This is a genomic window from Pseudomonas sp. KT_2_4, from assembly GCF_041410225.1.
GTDB lineage: Bacteria > Pseudomonadota > Gammaproteobacteria > Pseudomonadales > Pseudomonadaceae > Aquipseudomonas > Aquipseudomonas paracarnis.
In genome coordinates this window covers 693340-711021 of record NZ_CP166962.1, presented here as the reverse complement: position 1 = coordinate 711021, position 17682 = coordinate 693340, and the positions used below count along the sequence as shown (strand labels likewise).

Below are 17682 nucleotides of genomic sequence, written 5' to 3'. Positions count from 1 at the left end.
CGGTTCGATAGGGCCGATCCTAGAGTGCAGTGTCAGGGGCTGTCTTGCGCGCGTGCACGCAGGGAAATTTGTTTGAGGTACGCCTTGGGCGATTGCCCGGTGTGCTGGCGAAAAGCGCTGTAAAACGCCGAGAGTGAATTGAAACCGGCCGCAAAGGCCAACTCATCAACTTTGACCGGCGCGGTGGCGTGATCCAGCGCGGCCAGTAAATGCTGGAGTCGCGCCTGGTTGACGTAGCGATAGAAGCTCTGCCCCAGCACTTGGTTCAGCAGGTAGGACATCTGGTTGCGACTGTAGCCACAGGCCTTGGCGACCCGCTGCAGATCCAGCTCCGGGTCCAGATACGGCTGCTGACGCTCAAAATATTGTTGCAGGTCATTGGCCATATAACCCAACTGCTGGGGCGACAGGCCCAGGCGGCTGACCGTAGGGCGCAAGGCCTGGGCTGGTTGCTCGTGCACCAGGGACGCATATTCATTCACCCGCCAAATCAACCCGTCGCGCACCGTAATGGCCTCACTGGTACGAAACGACACCAGGCCCTGGCCGCCACGCAAGGTGATGCGGTACTGGATAAACGCCGTATCGCCATCGGCGCGGATGCGGTCAGTGTGTTCAATGGCCTCATCCGCCTCACGGGGCATGCTGGCTTGCAAGTACTCGCGCAACTCGGCATAGCCCACCACACGGTTCTGGAAAAAATCGTGGTACTGGATCTCGGGATGGTAGTAAGCCATCACCCCGTCCAGATCGCGATGACGCCAGCACAGGTGATGGCGCAGCACCAACTGGCCGGTAGCGTGGGAATTCTGACACTCATCGTCTGGGGCGATGTCGGGCATATTGGGCTCTACGACGGGAGAAAATGTTTGAGAGTGCCGAAGTTTACCCGCCCCTTCAATGGTCAAATCGAGCGCCTGACTAATGGCCTTTTGCCTATTCCTCTGTAGGACATGATCTATATCAAAACCAGGCGAAAGAACCGCCGAACGGGCGCAAAAAAGTCACCTTGGCGTTGCGAACGAATGCTATTTTTAAGCCCTAGATGTCATGACCAGCGAAGGTCCTGGCCCCTGCCGCGAGCTAAAGGAAGCGCTCAATGAACAAGGTGGGCAACATGAACAAAGTGACATTTCCCAACGCCTGCCAGCTGATGCGCTGGCATTTTCACCCCATGGGCTTCGAGGGCAGCATGGACGCCCCCGGCAGCATGATCGCCCGCCTGTTCGACCGGGCCAGCGGCGAGACGTTGATCGCTATCGCGGGGATTCCGTGCGCTACGGTGATGAACGCGGCTGATGTGGAGCGCATCATCGAGGCCGTGGAGGATGAATTGGAGAGTTTCGTGCCGCCGGTTTCGTTGCGGGCGTGAGGCGGGGCTAACCGCCCCACTCTGACGGTAACCACGATGCGAAGCGAGTCGCTCTTGATCTGCTTTTGATCTCAGGCGCCCCGTTCCAACTGTGTCGCCTGTCAGGCCGCCGTCGCGAGCAAGCCCGCTCCCACAGTTGGATCGTGGAGTGTCAGGTAGATAGGCGTCGGCTGTCAGGCCGCCATCGCAGGCAAGCCAGCTCCCACATGTTCGATCCCGTGTTGTCAGGTAGAGACGCGTCGGCTGTCGGGCTCTTATCGCAGGTCAGCCAGCCCCCTTCGGCGCACGCTGATCATCAAAAAACACCTTCCTGCCATCCACCCGCTCAGACGCCCTGGGCACATTCACGCCTTGGCCTTCCGGCTTCTCCACATACCAATAGCAATGGCTGACCGCCCGGGTGATCCCCACATAGGCCAGGCGCAACACCTCGTCTCTCTGGGCATTGTCATAAGGCTCACTGTCGCCATCCTTACCCAAGCCCGCCATGCGATAGACCTGATTCTTATACGGCGAGCTGGTGACATGCTGACAATCGCCCAGCAAAAACACCGCATCCGCCTGCAAGCCCTTGGCACTGTGATAAGTCAGCTGTTTAAGCCTGCGCGCCTGAGGCGCCGAGCTAGAATCCACATTAACTACAGACTGAATATGCTCTTGAATCAATAACTTATCGCTACTTTTTCGATAAAGCATCAGGATCGAATCGCCCCGCTGATAGTGCTCGAGCAACCGCTGCCCCAGTGCCGCGTCGTCACGCTCCAACACCGTGACGGGCACCAATACCTTGGGCTCGCCACTGGCCTTGGCCTTCTTGCCCGGGATGGCCGGCGCGCTACGGACGATATGTTCGGCAGCGTCGATGATGTGCTGGTGGCTGCGGTAGTTCTCGCCCAGCATCACGCGGGTGGTGCTGGGCGAAACAAACTCCTTGTTGAACTCCATGAAGTACTTGGGCGAGCTGCCGCGCCAGCCATAGATGGATTGCCAGTCATCCCCCACGCACAGCAAGGATGAGCGTTGGGCTGCGCGCCCGACGTGCATGGCCGGCCCACGGCTGCGGATTTCGCGCAGGCTGGCGCGGATCCAGGACACGATCTGCGGCGATACGTCCTGGAATTCATCGATCATCAAGTGCGACATCGGCCGCAACAAGGGATCACTCAGCAGCTTGAGGTTCTCCGGGGTGTTTTCGCCAAACAGCGAGAACATCCGGTTGTAGGTCATGATCGGCGGCGATTGTTCCAGCAGGTGATCTTCCAGCGCCTTCCAGAAAATGCTCAGGGCCTCGAAGAACAGCCGATCCGGGTCGTCCTTGGCAAAACTCATCTGGCCAACCGCCGTGGGGACATCCAGGCCGAGGTTCTCGATAAACCCGGCTGCCATGACAAAACTGTCCAACAGGGGCGCCGAGGCGAGTTCGCCTTTAACCTTGTAATCGAAGCCTGGCCCGGCCGTGGCATCGCCGCCCAGACTGCTCAAAAGGCGCTTTGAAGATTCGTAATTATCCAGCCATATCAGCGGCTTATTACAGAAAGCTTGAAACAACGTGCGCTTTACTGCCCATTCTGCACGAACCGAGAGTTTCGAATTCGGCCGACTGATCTGCGGGTTTTCACGCCCATCGAACCCCAGTACCACCCAGGCGTCCAGCTCCGGGATGTAGCCGTGGCAATGAAATCGCGCGCCGTTGATTTCAAAGGTCTGACGGCTGGGTTCGATACCTTTGATCGGCCAGGCACCGGCGCGAAACCACAGGTCCTCAATCACATCACAGAGTTCTTCATCGCGCTTGGCGGCCAATTCAGTCACGGCCATACGCTTTTGCACGTCAGGATGATCGCGCTCCAGCTCCTTGAGCTGAAGGCTATGGCGGGCCAAGGGTGCAATCAACTCGCGAAAACGCTGATGGCGGCCATACAAGCGGTGATAACAAGCGTTCATCTGCTGGCGCTGGGCGTCACTGATACGCAGGTCGAAGGCGTTGCTGTCGGCGTCTTCAAAACCACCGCTGAGGTTCTCAAAGGCCTGCAGCCGCTCAAAACCCGGCAGGCTGCGCACCATCGGCAGGATGCGCGAATGAAAGGTGCGCACCAGCGCCTGGGCTTCCTTGCTGCCAAGGGGTTGGCCCCACAGGTTGAGAATTTCCATGAGTTTGTTGATAAAGTCCTTGCGCGACTCGCGGGTGAACGTCACCACAGTCATCGAACTCAGTTCAAAGCCCAGGTAATGGCTGAGCAGCAGGATGCGCAGCACCAGGGACGTCGACTTGCCAGCGCCGGCCCCCGCAATCACTGAGGTCGAGGGGGTGTCGCTGAAGATCATCTTCCATTGCGCCGCGCTTGGCTGCGCATGGGCTGGCAGCAGGCGCGCGACATCGGCCTTCATGCGCTTCTTCACCTCTGCGGTGAGCGGCAATCGCCAATCGTCGAACAGGCTGTCATCTATGCCTGGCGCACGGTGCTCATCGGGGCGAAAGTCACGAATCAGCAGGACTTGTCGGCCCTCCTCGATGCCATCAGCCCTACCCTCACGGTAACCGTACTCAACGCCCGCCTCATGCCCACTGCGAAAGCCGTCGGCCTGGCCATGCAACCAGGAAAATCGATGCTGCGCACGCAAACGGGTGAGGCCATGGCCGAACAGGCGCGCGGCAAGCCGCTTCAACAACGGCATTTCAGCCAAGGGGCGCAGTTCGGGGGGTAGATCAGGCTGTTGTTGCGACACGCGGACTCCTGCGGTGAGCTTGTTTTGACCAAGCCGTCATGGTCGCCGGAAACGCCGCTCAGTTCCAGCCAAATGCTTTGTTGTCATGCAGTTAGGCGATGAAGTGAAAGTGAACACCGGGGTTAAACATCGAATAAATGAATCATAAACAGGCATTTTTTACGCTTTTTCTCGATAATGCGCTGCTGGATGATAGGTTCATCAACAGGAGACGATCATGCTTGAACTTCGACCTTTCAACACACTGGGCGGCGCCCACCATGGCTGGCTTGACGCTCATCACCACTTTTCCTTTGCCGAATACCACGACCCCCAGCGCATGCACTGGGGCAACTTGCGGGTATGGAACGACGACATCATCGCCCCCGGCAGCGGCTTTCCCCAGCACCCGCACCGCGACATGGAAATCATCACCTATGTGCGCGAAGGGGCCATCAGCCATGCCGACAACCTGGGTAACAAAGGCCGCACCGAAGCCGGCGACGTGCAAGTAATGAGCGCAGGCACCGGCATTGCCCACAGCGAGTACAACCTGGAGGCTACGCCAACCAAGATCTTTCAGATCTGGATCATTCCCAATGAGGCTGGCTTGCCGCCGTCCTGGGGCGCCAAACCGTTTCCACAGGGCAACCGCGAGGGCTTTGTAACCCTGGCCAGCGGCAAGGCTGGCGACAGTGAAAGCTTGCGAATTCGTGCGGATGCACGCTTGGTGGCAGCTAACCTGAAAGCTGGAGAAAGTGCGGAGTACCGGCTGGACAGTGGCCGCCGGGCGTACCTGGTGCCCGCCACGGGCGTGATTGACGTCAATGGCGTGCAGGCAAAGGCGCGAGATGGTGTGGCGGTTGAGGATGAACAGGTATTGCGGGTAACGGCGATTGAGGACAGCGAAATCGTGCTGGTGGACCTGGCCTGATCTCAACTCTCGTTGCTATCTAATGTGGGAGGCGGCTTGCTCCCTCCCACACTTCTACCGCATGAGTGTCAGTTATTGGCTGATTGCACCATCAACCAACACCTGCGCCTCCTCCACCAGTTGCTTGAGGTGCTCTTCGCCAACGAAACTCTCGGCGTAGATCTTGTAGATGTCCTCAGTGCCCGAGGGCCGTGCGGCAAACCAGCCGTTTTCGGTCATGACTTTCAAGCCGCCAATCGCCTGGTTGTTGCCCGGCGCATGGCTGAGGACCTGCTGAATGGTCTCCCCGGCCAATTGCGTGGACGTGACCTGCTCCGGCGACAGTTTGCCCAGCAGGGCTTTTTGCGCTGGAGTGGCTTTGGCATCCACACGGATAGCGAACGGCTCACCGAGGGCATCGGTCAGGCCGCGGTAGATCTGGCTGGGGTCCTGACCTTTGCGCGAGGTCATTTCGGCGGCCAGTAAGGCCGGGATAAGGCCGTCCTTGTCGGTGCTCCACACGCTGCCGTCCTTGCGCAGGAACGAGGCACCGGCGCTTTCTTCGCCGCCAAACCCCAACGACCCTTCAAACAAGCCATCGGCAAACCATTTGAAGCCCACTGGCACTTCGTACAGGCGACGACCAATACGCGCTGCGACGCGGTCGATCAGGCCGCTGCTCACCACGGTCTTGCCTACGGCTGCATCGGCGCGCCAGTCCGGACGGTTCTGGAACAGGTAGTCGATGGACACCGCCAGGTAGTTGTTGGGCGCCAGTAAACCTCCGGAAGGCGTGACAATGCCGTGGCGGTCGTGGTCCGGGTCGCAGGCGAAGGCAACGTCGAAACGCTCCTTGAGCCCGATCAGACTTTGCATGGCGTAGCTGGAAGACGGGTCCATGCGAATCTGGCCGTCCCAGTCGACGCTCATGAAGCGGAAGGTTGCGTCGACCTCGGTATTCACCACCTCCAGGTTCAAGCGGTAGTGCTCGGCAATCGCCGACCAGTAGCGCACCCCTGCTCCGCCCAGTGGGTCCACGCCCAAGCGCAGGTCGGCGCTGCGGATCGCGTCCATGTCGATCACATTGATCAGGTCGGCCACATAGCTGTTGAGGTAGTCATGGCGATGGGTGGTGTCGGCCTTGAGCGCCTGGGCGTGAGTGATGCGCTTGACCCCGGCCAGCTTGTTGGCGAGCAGTTCGTTGGCCTTGGCTTCGATCCACTTGGTGACATGGGTATCAGCCGGGCCACCGTTAGGCGGGTTGTACTTGTAGCCGCCACTTTGCGGCGGATTGTGGGACGGTGTAATCACAATGCCGTCCGCCAGGCCGCTGGTACGGCCGCGGTTGTAGCAGATGATGGCGTGGGAAATCGCCGGCGTCGGCGTGTACTCGTCGCCCTCGGCCAGCATCACATGCACGCCGTTGGCCGCCAGTACTTCCAAGGCGCTGGCACCGGCTGGCGTCGACAATGCATGGGTATCCAGGCCGACAAACAAAGGGCCAGTGATGCCCTGCGCTTCGCGGTACAGGCAGATGGCCTGGCTGATAGCCAGCACATGCCACTCGTTGAAACTCAGTTCAAACGAGCTACCGCGGTGCCCGGAAGTACCAAAAGCCACACGCTGAGTGGAGATCGCTGCATCAGGCTGGCCGGTGTAGTAGGCCGTGACCAGTCGCGGGATATCCACCAGCAACTGGGCTGGCGCCGGTTTGCCCGCAAAAGGACTGATAGTCATGCATAAACCTCGAAAAGAAGGATTCGGAAAAAATGACAGTTTACTGGGACTTGGACTACTGCGCGACGGTATCGATCCGACGATCTAAAGAGAAATTTCACACACTACTCAGTCTGCGCCTGCCGTAGTGACTGCGCCAGCGTATCCAGGGCGATGTCCAGGTTGGGATGGCCGCTGAAGGTATGGCTCAAGCGCATATGCTGGTGATGTAAACCACTGAGGCTGAACAGCTCGCCGGGGGCAATCACTACCTGCTGGGCGAGCATGCGTTGGAACACCAGGCGCATGTCCACCGGCGTCATGGACTGCAACCAGAAACTCGCCCCGGCCACGGGCATGCGGTAGTGCACACGCCCTTGCATACGCGCATCCAAGCGGTGACTCATGGCGTGCGCCTGCTCATGGAGGCGCTGGCGCAACGTCTGCAGGTGCTGGTCGAACCGACCGCTTTCGTACAGCCGGGCAATGGCGCGTTGTCGGATAGCGGACAATCGAAACGAACGCAGTAAGAATTGGCGCTGCAATTCACTGCTCATCTGCTGCGCCAGCAGGTAACCAAAGGGCGCCTCCGGGCCCAACACCTTTTCGAACGAAGAAAATACGATCAGCCGCTCTGGGTTGACCAGGCCGCGCAAGGCCGATCCGGGCGGCGCAAAGCTCAGGTCACCAAAGGTATCGTTCTCCAGCAACCAGCAGCCGTGCTGGTCGAGCAGACGCGCTACGTGCAGCCGCTCGGGCTCGGTCATGGCGTTACCCGAGGGCATGCTGACCACGGACGAGAGCAGCACCAAGTGCACCGGCTCGTGGCGCAGCAGGTGCTCAAAAGTGGCCAAATCGGGGCGGCCGTCGGCGCGCCAGGGCCATTCAATGACCCGCACACCAGCGGCCTGTAGCAGGCGCAACACCAGGTAATCGCAGGGAGATTCAACCACCACCACGGTGCCTTTAAGGCCCAGGGCATCAATCAGGATGTCCAGTACGCCTTGAAGGTCGGCCCCCACATACACCTCATCCGCTTGCCAACAACGGGTGGGCGACGAGGTATAGCGTGCGGCCAAGGCGGCGCGCAACTCCCACACACCACAGGGTTGCGAAGGTTGCAGGTGATGGGGATACCGGCGTACCAGCTGACGTTCCAGCGCCAGCAACGCGCCATCCAGCGACCCCAACAGCGCCGGTTCATCGCCACTGAGCACCACCATCGCCGGGCGCCGGGCGGCCGTGTACAAGCGCTCGAGCAAGTCTGTACCCGCCATAAGGGGCGCGTTTGCAGCCACGGGCCAGGCGAAGTAGCCGGACTTGGCCACCGAGTACACTCGTCCTTCCTTTTCCAGCAACGAATAGGCGTACTGAATCGTCGAGATCGACACATTCATGCGCGTCGATAACTGCCGCAGGGAAGGCAGTTTCACTGGCGTTTCCCGGCTGACTTCGTTGATCAGATTGATCATGTAGCGGTACACCGCCTGATAGGCAAAGTCTACTTGCCGCTCCCCCCGAAGGTTCATTGTTGATCACCGGCTTTGATTGGCGAATACACGCTGCTAACGCCCCGACACTTGGGCGATGCGCACCTTGGGCCGCGCCAGCGTTTGTTTGCATACCCGCATGCCGCGCCCTCCCAGCAGCGGGCGCTTACGATACAGGTGCTGCAACAGCGGCAGCGGCAGCCCACTGGTATCCACTAGCCACTGGTGCAGGATGTCCGCAGCGGGTTTGCCCTGTAGTGCCTTGTGCAGTTCAGGAAGTGCCACCAGCATGCCGGGATGGCATTGACGCAAGAAGCTCTCCAACCGTTCGCCATGTTGAACGAAGGGCGCAAACAACAGGCACGTCAACTGGCTGTCGTCCAGGCCGGAGAACTCCTGAATGTAGGCGGTGGACAGCAACTGCCCCTCTGGCCCTGACGCTTCTTTGATCAGCGCGACCGGTACTTGCCTGCGGTGCAGGAAGTCTGCCGCACGCCGAACAAACCCCGCGACGCCATGTTCGTAGGACAGCTCACGCAGACACTGGGCCTGCACGCCGTGCAAATGCGCCATGAGCAATGGGTTGGGATAGGCGGGATGGCTGAAATGGAACTCGAACGGGTCCCGTTTGTAGGCGAGGAACCCGGTGAGCAGTGGCGCATGGGCGACATCGGCGTCCTTGAGCAGATCAGCGATGCCGATATAGGCCAAATGACGATGCCCGCCCCGGCCCGGACTTTCGTTGCCGGCATAGTGCTCGCCATAGAGGTCGCGGTAGCACCCCACGCTCCATTCCTCCATGCGTGCAAACCACCCATTGAGCGACGATGGCTTGCCGGGCGCAAATGCAAGGCCGGTCGCCAGCGCAGTTTTTTTCAGCCACGCGATGTATTGGCTTTGCTTGCGCACTGAATCACCGCTGACCAGGGCATGCACGCCGCCGTTCCAGGTAGCGACCCGCTGGTAGAAATCGCCCAGGGCCAGGAGCGTGTCATCGCACAGGGCGGCGCGGATATCGCCGGACGTCAGGTGCCCAATCATCAGTTTGTTACGCTGGCTGATTTCCCGAGCGGCACTGGACGCCGGGCGCTGATGGTTGAACGGCAGCACCTCATGGTTTTCCACCATCAACAGCTCTACCCGTGGGTCGTCATGGAAGAACAGCGCTGCGTAGCCCTGATTCAGGCAGTCGAGCGTTGCTTGAGTCATACCCGCATGCCGCAATGTTGCCACCCGTATCTGAAAAGTCTTGGGCGAGCGGCCGGCAATGGTCAGTTGCGCCGCACGCAGCAACGCGAGGGTGTAGCTGCTCACTTCGCCGCCACCGTGGGCGATCAGTACTTTGTAATTGCCCACTTGTTCCATGCCGCCTGCGGCCACCACGATGCGCTGAACGAGCAATTGAAGTGACGTTCGTTCGGCACGCGTAAAGTGCCCGATTAAACGTTGCAGAACTTGCTGGTAAACATAGCTCATGGCTTGTTCATGAATAGTGCTCATCGTTCTACTACCCGAGTTGAAATATCAGTTTCAAGCAACTACCAAACAGCGTTGCTCGACTTATTACATCTGTAGGCTTGTCATCCAGTGCGCAGCACAAGTTTGAGTCAACATTAGCACCTTGCAACAAAAGCGCAGGTGAGAGCATTGAGGGGGCCTATGGCCGCCCCGCCGGAGAATCCAGCGCCTGCGCGGGCTCTAGCGAAATAGCTATTAGCCTTAGGAATGTTCCGACAACGTCCTACACTGTTTTAACTAAGCAATTAGAGAATTGTCCGACAAATATTAATCACCTGCGCACCTTGGGTGCGCGTAAAGCAAAAGGGTATTCGTTTTGCACTTGCCGGGAAAAAACAATCCGAGCCTCGTTAGTTCTGAAGGTGCGTGACGCAACTGCCGTGTAATCAATCATGGCTCAATCCTTGAGATAACAATGAAGACTCAATTATCGGCACTCAAATAATGATTAACAGATACAGAACAGCGTCAAAAAGCAGCTCAGATGAACTGCCTGCCCAACTTAAATGACGCCCACACACAAGCGCCGCACTGGATTTCAGGGCGGCGCAAGGCAATAACAGTATTGTTTACGGGGCAGAACGCCCCTGCGGCGGCTCAACCCCGGTGCGGGTTAAGCCCTGTCAAATGGCGCATTTGCCTCATCAGCTCAGGCGCCAGCGTATTCATTTGCGAATACTCCTACAGCTCAAACAGCTTCAACCTGCAACGCCACCCGTTCGCGGCACGGGCATTCGTCCATGTATCGGTGCGCTTCGACGAACTGACTGAATGGAAATACCGTAGTCTTCAGTGGGACAAGCACCCGGTCGGCTGTCAGCTGGTTGATATCGCGCAACGCGCGCTGCAACGCCACGTGATCCTGGATAATGCCCAACTCCGGCTTGCCGGTGAAGTTGCCGATACAGTGCACAAAGAACTGAATGTTCTTCTGGAACGCCGCACAGGCCGGGAATGGCGTCTGGTTGCCACCTTGCAGGCCATACAGCACCAGGCTGCCGCGCGGCGCCAGGACGTCCCCGAGCAGCGACATCTGCGGGCCACCCAGGCCATCGAACACTACGTCGACGCCCCGGTTGTCGGTGAACTTGTTGATCTGCATCAGCAGGTCTTGTTCTTCGGTCACGATGACTTTTTCTGCCCCGAGGGACAGCAGGTATTCACGTTCAGCACTGTCTTTGGTGGCGGCAATCACCCGCACACCCAGGGCCTTGCCCAACTGCACAAACGAAGGGCCGGCACAGTGGCTGGCATCGGTCACCAAAGCGAACTGGCCGGGTTTGACCCGCGCTAGGTCCATGTAGGCAAAGTACGCAATCAGCAGTGGCGTGTAGTGCACGCTCGCTTCAATCGGACTCAAGACATCCGGATAACGGGTCAGGGCCGAACGGGGCAAGACGATCTGCTCGCCATACACCGGGTAATCATTGGGGCTCTCGGCCGGAAAACTGGCCACTTTATCGCCCACCGCCAAGTCATCCACGCCGTCGCCGAGGGCAACCACAACCCCGGCCATCTCATGGCCCAGGCCAGAAGGCAGGCGTGCATGGGAAGACGCCAGGTTCTGGCGCCACAGGATGTCGTACCAACTGATGCCGATCGCGTCGACACGCACCTGCACTTCGCCCGGTGCGGGCTGCGCGGCCGCATGCTCTTCGCATTTGAGCACCTCGGCCGGACCAAACTTGTGAAAACGGATCGTGCGGGACATCGCAAACCTCGTCAAAGTAACCTCTAATGCCATGAACTTTATCTGGGCTTTGGGGGTAAGACCACCGGTCACCATTAATAGTCGACATGCCTGTCATTGATTCCGCGAAGGAGGAACACCCCTCAACTATCGTAGGAAAAATCAATTAGCCGGTGCAGAGTACCAGCCTTTCCCCGTAAGATTCATGCCGGTCATCCCTCTGAATCGAACCTCAGGGGTTGCTACATGACCGCTCACATCAAGTTTGCTGACTCTTCCAGGACACAAGATGAACCGTAACGACCTGCGTCGTGTCGACCTTAACCTCTTGATCGTATTCGAAACCTTGATGCATGAGCGCAGTGTGACCCGCGCCGCCGAGAAATTGTTCCTCGGCCAGCCGGCCATCAGCGCAGCGTTGTCACGCCTGCGCGGGTTGTTCGATGACCCCCTGTTCGTGCGCACCGGGCGCAGCATGGAACCCTCGGCCCGCGCCGTGGAAATCTTCGCCCTGCTCTCCCCGGCCCTGGACTCGATCTCCACCGCCGTCAGCCGCGCCGCCGAATTCGACCCGGCCACCAGCACCGCCGTGTTTCGCATTGGCCTGTCCGACGACGTGGAATTCGCCCTGCTCCCGCAACTGCTCAAACGCCTGCGTTCCGAAGCCCCCGGCATCGTGCTGGTGGTACGCCGCGTCAACTACATCCTGATGCCCGGCCTGCTGGCCTCCGGTGAAATCTCCATTGGCGTCAGCTACACCGCCGACCTGCCCGCCAACGCCAAGCGCAAGGTGCTGCGCCGCAGCCTGCCCAAACTGCTGCGCGCCGACAGCGTACCGGGCTCGCTGAGCCTGGATGACTTCTGCTCACGGCCCCACGCGCTGGTGTCCTTTGCCGGCGACTTGAGCGGGTTTATCGATGAAGAGCTGGAAAAACTCGGCCGCAAGCGCCACGTTGTACTCGCGGTGCCGCAATTCAATGGCTTGGGTACCTTGCTGGCGGGTACGGACATTCTGGCCACCGTGCCGGATTATGCGGCGGAAGCGCTGACCTCGGCGGGTGGGTTGCGTGCCGAAGACCCGCCGTTGCCGGTGCGCTCGTTTGAGCTGCATATGGCGTGGCGGGGTTCGCAGGATAATGACCCGGGGGAGCGGTGGTTGAGGTCGCGGATTCAGATGTTCTTTGGGGACCCCGATAGCTTGTAATGGAGTTCCACTGTATTCCATAAAATCCTTAAATAACAACTACTTGAAGGAAAAATCAATCCACCGCCGCCTGTCTAAATCCAGTGGATTCCAGAGCTCATGGGGGCATAATTGGGGGCAAATTTCGGTTCCTTAAAAAGGATGCCCCCACCGATGCCGCCAGATATTGCTACTGCTTTCAAACGAAAACTCAGCGATGCCTTCATCCGCTCGCTGACTGAGCCCGGCAAGCACGCCGACGGCGAAGTCCCTGGCCTCTACTTGGAGGTAAGGGCGTCGAGCAGGGCCGGTAAATCCCCGTCCAAATTCTGGCGCTTGAAGTATCGGCTGCATGGTAAGGAAAACCGCTTCTCCATTGGCGCTTACCCTGACATCAGTCTGAAGGAGGCACGCGACATTGCCCGCGGCGCACGCCGCGACGTAGCCAACCACATTGCTCCCCTCAAAGCCAAGACCGCGAAGATCGAGGCACAGCTGCTCAACGAAGAGCGCACCTTCGCGTATGTGGCCAAACAATGGTTAGCATTTAAGTCTGCGGAACTGGTGCCCAAATCCATCTCGGGGTTTAGTGGCGCGCTGAATAACCACATCTTGCCCGCTATCGGCAATAAACCGGTCAGCGAGATCAAGTTGGAACACATCACTACGATCATCACTGAGTTGCGCCGCCAGCGCACCATGGCCATGGCCCGGCGCGTGCGCACCATCATACGTGCCGTTCTGGGCTTTGCCGAAGGTCGCGGCTGGGTGGAGCGCAACGTGGCGCTCAGCAACATTGAGGAGTTGAAGATTCGCCACATTGTGACCAGCAACCCGGCGATCGAAAGGCCATCCGACCTGGGCAGGTTTCTTCTACGCCTTGATGACTGCAGCGACGGCAGCGTTGCCGCGGCAATGCGCCTGCTGGTCATATTGCCCGTCCGCCCAGGCGAACTGGTGCAGATGCGATGGGAAGATGTCGACTTGGTGGGCGCCGATTGGCGTTATGTGGTGAGCAAGACCAAGCATCTGGACAAGAGCAAACACATCGTGCCGTTGCCTGAGCAAGCCTTGATTCTGTTACGCGAGCTACATAGAACCCGCGTGGTGGATGAAGAAGGCAAAGGCTGGGTGTTCGTCTCGCCGGTCTATCCGGGTCGCCCCATCAATCCGACCTCCATGCTCAAGTCCTTTCAGCGTATCTGGCCGGAGTACAACATTACTGCCCACGGCTTTCGCGCGACCTACAGAACCATTGCCCACGAGCACTTGGGTATCGATCCAATCGTGCTCGAACTTTCGTTATCTCACCGAATGCCGGGTGCGCTCGGGGCAGTGTATGCACGGGCTCAATTGCTGGCGCAACGCCGAGAGGCTGCCCAACAATGGGCGAACTACCTAGATCAGTTGCGTCAAAACGCGGCGCGAATAACCACAGATTGACGATACAGCGAATACAAATCAGGAGATTGTAGCGGGAAACGAGACTCGCATCTAGCGTCCTACCCATTGAAATCTAAGGGGTTTCCCTTCTTGCCGAAGTAGGAAATGATCAAAATCGAAGAGGCAGAGACGCCTGAAGGATGGCTCGTGTGGATGGATGCATGGTGCGTTCGTTTCAGACCGTGAAGCTGTTCCAATAACTGTCATTTTGGTTAGCTTGCGAGCCAATTGGACGAGGATTGAGCCCACTCCGCCCCCAGCCCCCATGATGAGTAAACTGTTCCCCTCTCCACCCCCTTCAGCAACGCCAAGGCGGTCAAAGAGCAACTCCCAAGCGGTAATAGACGTGAGAGGTAATGCTGCTGCTTGAGCTGCATTGATGGTTTTAGGCTTATGACCAACGAGACGCTCATCCACGCAGTGAAATTCGCTGTAGCTACCAGGACGCAAAATAGAGCCTGCGTAGAAGACCTCGTCGCCGACTTTGAACAGCGTTACATCAGCGCCGATCTCACGGACTACTCCCACTGCGTCCCAACCCAGCACCTTGGGTTCAGTAGTCGCGGAGCCTGCCCTGATCTTGGTGTCGACAGGATTGACTGAGATGGCCTGCACCTCCACCAATAGATCACGCGAGCCTGGAGTTGGCCTTGGCAGATCCATGTCCATCAGCGAATTGGGGTCTTCGATTGGCAGACCATGTTGAGTGAATGCAATGGCTTTCATGTTATTCCTTCAAGTCGGTAAGGAGCCGCTTCAACAAAGAAAACGACCTGGATAAATTCGGATGGAGAAAACCCCTGAACGCTGCGTGGCGCATCAGGGGTAAATTGGATCAAGCCTGTTGTACTTGTGGGCAGATCAGCTTTCGGTCATTGGTGCTGATGGCACCGGCGGTTGGCTGCGCTGCCATACCGATCCATAACGGGTGTATTGCGGAGGAACCGGGATAGCCGTTCGCAATTCGTCTGCGGCGGTGCGGGCCCAGAAGGGGTCTCGCAGCATGTCACGGCCAACCAGAACAATGTCTGCCCGACCGTTCTGTACGATTTCTTCAGCCTGGCGGCCGCTTTCGATCAGACCGACGGCGCCTGTCATGATCCCAAGCTCACGACGCAGCAATTCAGCCGCTGGAACTTGGTAGGCAGGGAAAGCCTTTACCTTCACCATAGCGATACCGCCTGACGAACAGTCGATGAGGTCTACGCCCTGCTCCTTCATCCATTTGCCGTAGATGAGGAAGTCTTCAGGTGTGTTACCGCCTTCGGTGTAGTCGGTGGACGAGATCCGGACGAACAATGGGCCTTTCCACTCGGAGCGAACGGCATCGATCACTTCACGGACGATGCGATAGCGGTTCTCATGGCTGCCACCGTATTCGTCGGTGCGATGGTTCGCGAGTGGCGAGAGAAACTCATTGAGCAGATATCCGTGGGCAGTGTGCACTTCCACTACGTCGAAGCCCGCCTCATGAGCACGGCGTGCGCCTTGTCGGAAAGCCTCTACCACCTGCTTGATTCCTGCCAGATCGAGTGCCTGCGGCACAGGTGAATCGGCAGTGAACGAGATGGCCGAAGGTGCGATGGATGGGCCTGGGACACCCAACTGACGGCCTGCATGCCCCAACTGGCAGCCTGCTTTCGCCCCAAACCGCTGAATAGTTTTGACCAGCTCGGCTAACCCTGGAACTTGGACGTCGTCCCAGATCCCAATATCGCCAGGGCCAATCATTCCATTACTCATAATGGCAGTGGTTTCCAGAAATACGAGACCTGCGCCACCAAGGGCTCGAGCACCGTAGTGCACGGTATGGAAATCCGTAACGCATCCATCATCGGCTGAGTGCATGCACATTGGTGACATCGCAATCCGGTTGCGAAGTGTCAAGCCACCGATGGTTACTGGTTCAAAAAGTTTTGCGGACAAAATCAATCCTCCGAGGGTTGTTCAGGGCTAGGCTGGAGTTCTCGATCCAGTCAAATGCCCGTTTGCAAACAAGCCTATCGGAGTGGGCAGAAACGTAAATACTGCGAAAATTTGCATATAGTACGCTTAAGCGTACTGCCCTACCCTTGCTCTTCAGCTAAGCACGGTGCATCTGATTTCAGCCCTGCAGCATCCTCGTCCGCTCTCATCTGCGCTGCTGTGGTCATACCCCGACGTTTCAACCAGGCATCTCCCCAACCGCATAATCCCAAGATGAAAGGCTCAAGGCTCCGACCTTCGTCGCTTAGCGAGTATTCAACTTTAGGTGGTACCACTGGGTAGACCTTGCGTACCACAAGTCCATCCTCTTCCATATCCCGAAGCTGCTTGATCAACAATCTCGGCGGTACGCCGGTAAGGCGCCGTTGTAGCTCATTGAATCGATGCGTGCCATCCAGCAGCAGGTGGTAAAGGATGACCCCCTTCCACTTGCCGCCCATTATGTGAAGCGCGGCTTCGATGGAACACCCCGGTGCGCCGTCATAGTTCCTAAGCTTGGTCATACATCATCCTCAGTTGGGTAGTACGCTTTTTGGCACTACGTGCAAATAAATGCCATATACGCGGTGACGATCATAACTTTAACATGCGCATGTCGAGTGAGCGCAATGGCCCGCCTCGCTTCTCAAACGACCGAAAATGATGGGCGAATACACGCTACAGGTCGGCGGCCGTGAGCGGCCGACCAAGGTTTTTTCTCGTTGAGATTCATGTTGGTATTCATGATTGGGGGTGCAAATGTTTGCAGTTATGGGTGTAACTGGCCAAGTTGGCAGAGCTGTTGCCAACGCATTGCTGGATGCCGGGGAGCAGGTCAGAGTGATCGTCCGGGATGCTGCCAAAGGTGCGGTATGGGCTGCTCGCGGGTGTGAAGTCGCCGTCACGGATAATCGCAATATACCGGCCATGACACGGGCGCTGACTGGTGTGGACGGTGCATTCATCCTGATGCCACCCAACTATGACCCCTCACCCGGTTTCCCGGATACCGTCGAGGCAAACCGCTCGGTGCGTGAAGCCCTGGATAAGGCGAAACCAGCGAAAGTCGTCGTGTTGTCTACGGTAGGCGCCCACGTCGAGCGCGTGAACCTGCTCAACAATTTGAAGATGTCCGAAGAGAGCTTTCGAACCTTGAACCTGCCAATCACCTTTGTGCGTGCGGCATGGTTTATGGAGAACTCATCCTGGGACTTGAGCGACGCCCGCGTCGGCAACATCAACAGTTTTCTCCAGCCTGCCGACCACCCCATTCCCATGATTGCTATCCGCGACATTGGCACCACGGTTTCGCAACTGCTGCATGAGGAGTGGGACGGGGCAAGGTTTGTGGAACTGGAGGGCCCATCACGTTATTCCGCTAAGGACATCGAAAATGCCCTCTCACTCGCATTCGGTCATCGAGTAACAACCAACGTTATACCTCGCTCCGAATGGGAGCCACTTTTCCGATCCCAAGGGGCTACCAATCCCCTTCCCCGCATTCAAATGATCAATGGTTTCAATGAAGGGTGGATTGATTTCGAAGGCGGCGGTATCGAGATGCGCAAAGGTTCGACAACGTTGAACGAAGCCATCTCGCAATTGGTTGCAGAGCGGGCGTAATAGCCGGCGCAACCCTTCAGGCCGGCGCATACGTCCAGAGCGAGTATGTGTCCGCCCTTTATC

The 17682-nt window shown here is 58.2% G+C and carries 13 protein-coding genes and 1 pseudogene; 5 read left to right on the top strand and 9 right to left on the bottom strand.

Going from position 1 to position 17682, the window contains the following annotated elements; genetic code table 11:
• Window positions 1-32: 32 nt before the first annotated feature.
• Window positions 33-842 (bottom strand): AraC family transcriptional regulator, encoded by an 810-nt coding sequence (locus tag AB9N64_RS03185; protein WP_014718396.1) that lies wholly within the window; start codon window positions 840-842, stop codon window positions 33-35.
• Between the two features lie 257 nt (window positions 843-1099).
• On the opposite strand from AB9N64_RS03185, the gene AB9N64_RS03180 reads away from it, so the two are divergent.
• On the top strand, window positions 1100-1372 hold the full coding sequence (locus tag AB9N64_RS03180) for a DUF1652 domain-containing protein (RefSeq protein WP_014718395.1): 273 nt from the start codon (window positions 1100-1102) through the stop codon (window positions 1370-1372).
• 264 nt (window positions 1373-1636) lie between these two features.
• Here the strand turns inward: AB9N64_RS03180 and AB9N64_RS03175 are convergent, their stop codons facing one another.
• The gene (locus AB9N64_RS03175; RefSeq protein WP_106111143.1) at window positions 1637-4099 is read right to left on the bottom strand and encodes a UvrD-helicase domain-containing protein; all 2463 of its coding nucleotides are present in this window, start codon (window positions 4097-4099) and stop codon (window positions 1637-1639) included.
• A gap of 217 nt (window positions 4100-4316) precedes the next feature.
• Here AB9N64_RS03175 and AB9N64_RS03170 point away from each other — a divergent pair, with 217 nt between their 5' ends.
• Window positions 4317-5012 carry a pirin family protein gene (locus AB9N64_RS03170; protein ID WP_014718393.1) on the top strand — a complete coding sequence of 232 codons (696 nt, stop codon included), beginning with the start codon at window positions 4317-4319 and terminating at the stop codon, window positions 5010-5012.
• A 72-nt stretch (window positions 5013-5084) separates the two neighbouring features.
• Here the strand turns inward: AB9N64_RS03170 and pgm are convergent, their stop codons facing one another.
• The 4 genes from pgm to AB9N64_RS03150 all read right to left on the bottom strand — a co-directional run bounded on the left by pgm (window position 5085) and on the right by AB9N64_RS03150 (window position 11426).
• Window positions 5085-6728: a phosphoglucomutase (alpha-D-glucose-1,6-bisphosphate-dependent) gene (gene pgm / locus AB9N64_RS03165; RefSeq protein WP_060766472.1), complete on the bottom strand. Its 1644-nt coding sequence runs from the start codon at window positions 6726-6728 to the stop codon at window positions 5085-5087.
• 104 nt (window positions 6729-6832) lie between these two features.
• Entirely contained in the window at window positions 6833-8236 is a 1404-nt protein-coding gene (locus tag AB9N64_RS03160; protein ID WP_060766471.1) for a PLP-dependent aminotransferase family protein, read from the bottom strand.
• Window positions 8237-8272: 36 nt separating this feature from the next.
• Window positions 8273-9697, bottom strand: coding sequence for a hypothetical protein (locus tag AB9N64_RS03155; protein WP_371359950.1), 1425 nt, complete (start codon window positions 9695-9697; stop codon window positions 8273-8275).
• 706 nt (window positions 9698-10403) lie between these two features.
• On the bottom strand, window positions 10404-11426 hold the full coding sequence (locus AB9N64_RS03150; protein WP_014718390.1) for a zinc-dependent alcohol dehydrogenase family protein: 1023 nt from the start codon (window positions 11424-11426) through the stop codon (window positions 10404-10406).
• A 268-nt stretch (window positions 11427-11694) separates the two neighbouring features.
• On the opposite strand from AB9N64_RS03150, the gene AB9N64_RS03145 reads away from it, so the two are divergent.
• Window positions 11695-12609 carry a LysR family transcriptional regulator gene (locus AB9N64_RS03145; RefSeq protein WP_014718389.1) on the top strand — a complete coding sequence of 305 codons (915 nt, stop codon included), beginning with the start codon at window positions 11695-11697 and terminating at the stop codon, window positions 12607-12609.
• Window positions 12610-12762: 153 nt separating this feature from the next.
• On the top strand, window positions 12763-14031 hold the full coding sequence (locus AB9N64_RS03140) for an integrase arm-type DNA-binding domain-containing protein (RefSeq protein WP_102879468.1): 1269 nt from the start codon (window positions 12763-12765) through the stop codon (window positions 14029-14031).
• A gap of 168 nt (window positions 14032-14199) precedes the next feature.
• On the opposite strand, the pseudogene AB9N64_RS03135 reads toward AB9N64_RS03140, so the two are convergent.
• From AB9N64_RS03135 to AB9N64_RS03125, 3 genes and pseudogenes are all read right to left on the bottom strand, one after another.
• Window positions 14200-14757 (bottom strand): annotated as a pseudogene (locus AB9N64_RS03135) (zinc-binding alcohol dehydrogenase family protein); the annotation flags it as partial.
• A 135-nt stretch (window positions 14758-14892) separates the two neighbouring features.
• Window positions 14893-15894, bottom strand: a complete 1002-nt coding sequence (gene namA / locus AB9N64_RS03130) for an NADPH dehydrogenase NamA (protein WP_232104046.1) — start codon at window positions 15892-15894, stop codon at window positions 14893-14895.
• A gap of 203 nt (window positions 15895-16097) precedes the next feature.
• Window positions 16098-16520, bottom strand: coding sequence for a helix-turn-helix domain-containing protein (locus tag AB9N64_RS03125; protein ID WP_102879471.1), 423 nt, complete (start codon window positions 16518-16520; stop codon window positions 16098-16100).
• Between the two features lie 235 nt (window positions 16521-16755).
• On the opposite strand from AB9N64_RS03125, the gene AB9N64_RS03120 reads away from it, so the two are divergent.
• Entirely contained in the window at window positions 16756-17619 is an 864-nt protein-coding gene (locus AB9N64_RS03120) for an NmrA family NAD(P)-binding protein (protein ID WP_102879472.1), read from the top strand.
• Window positions 17620-17682 lie beyond the last annotated feature (63 nt).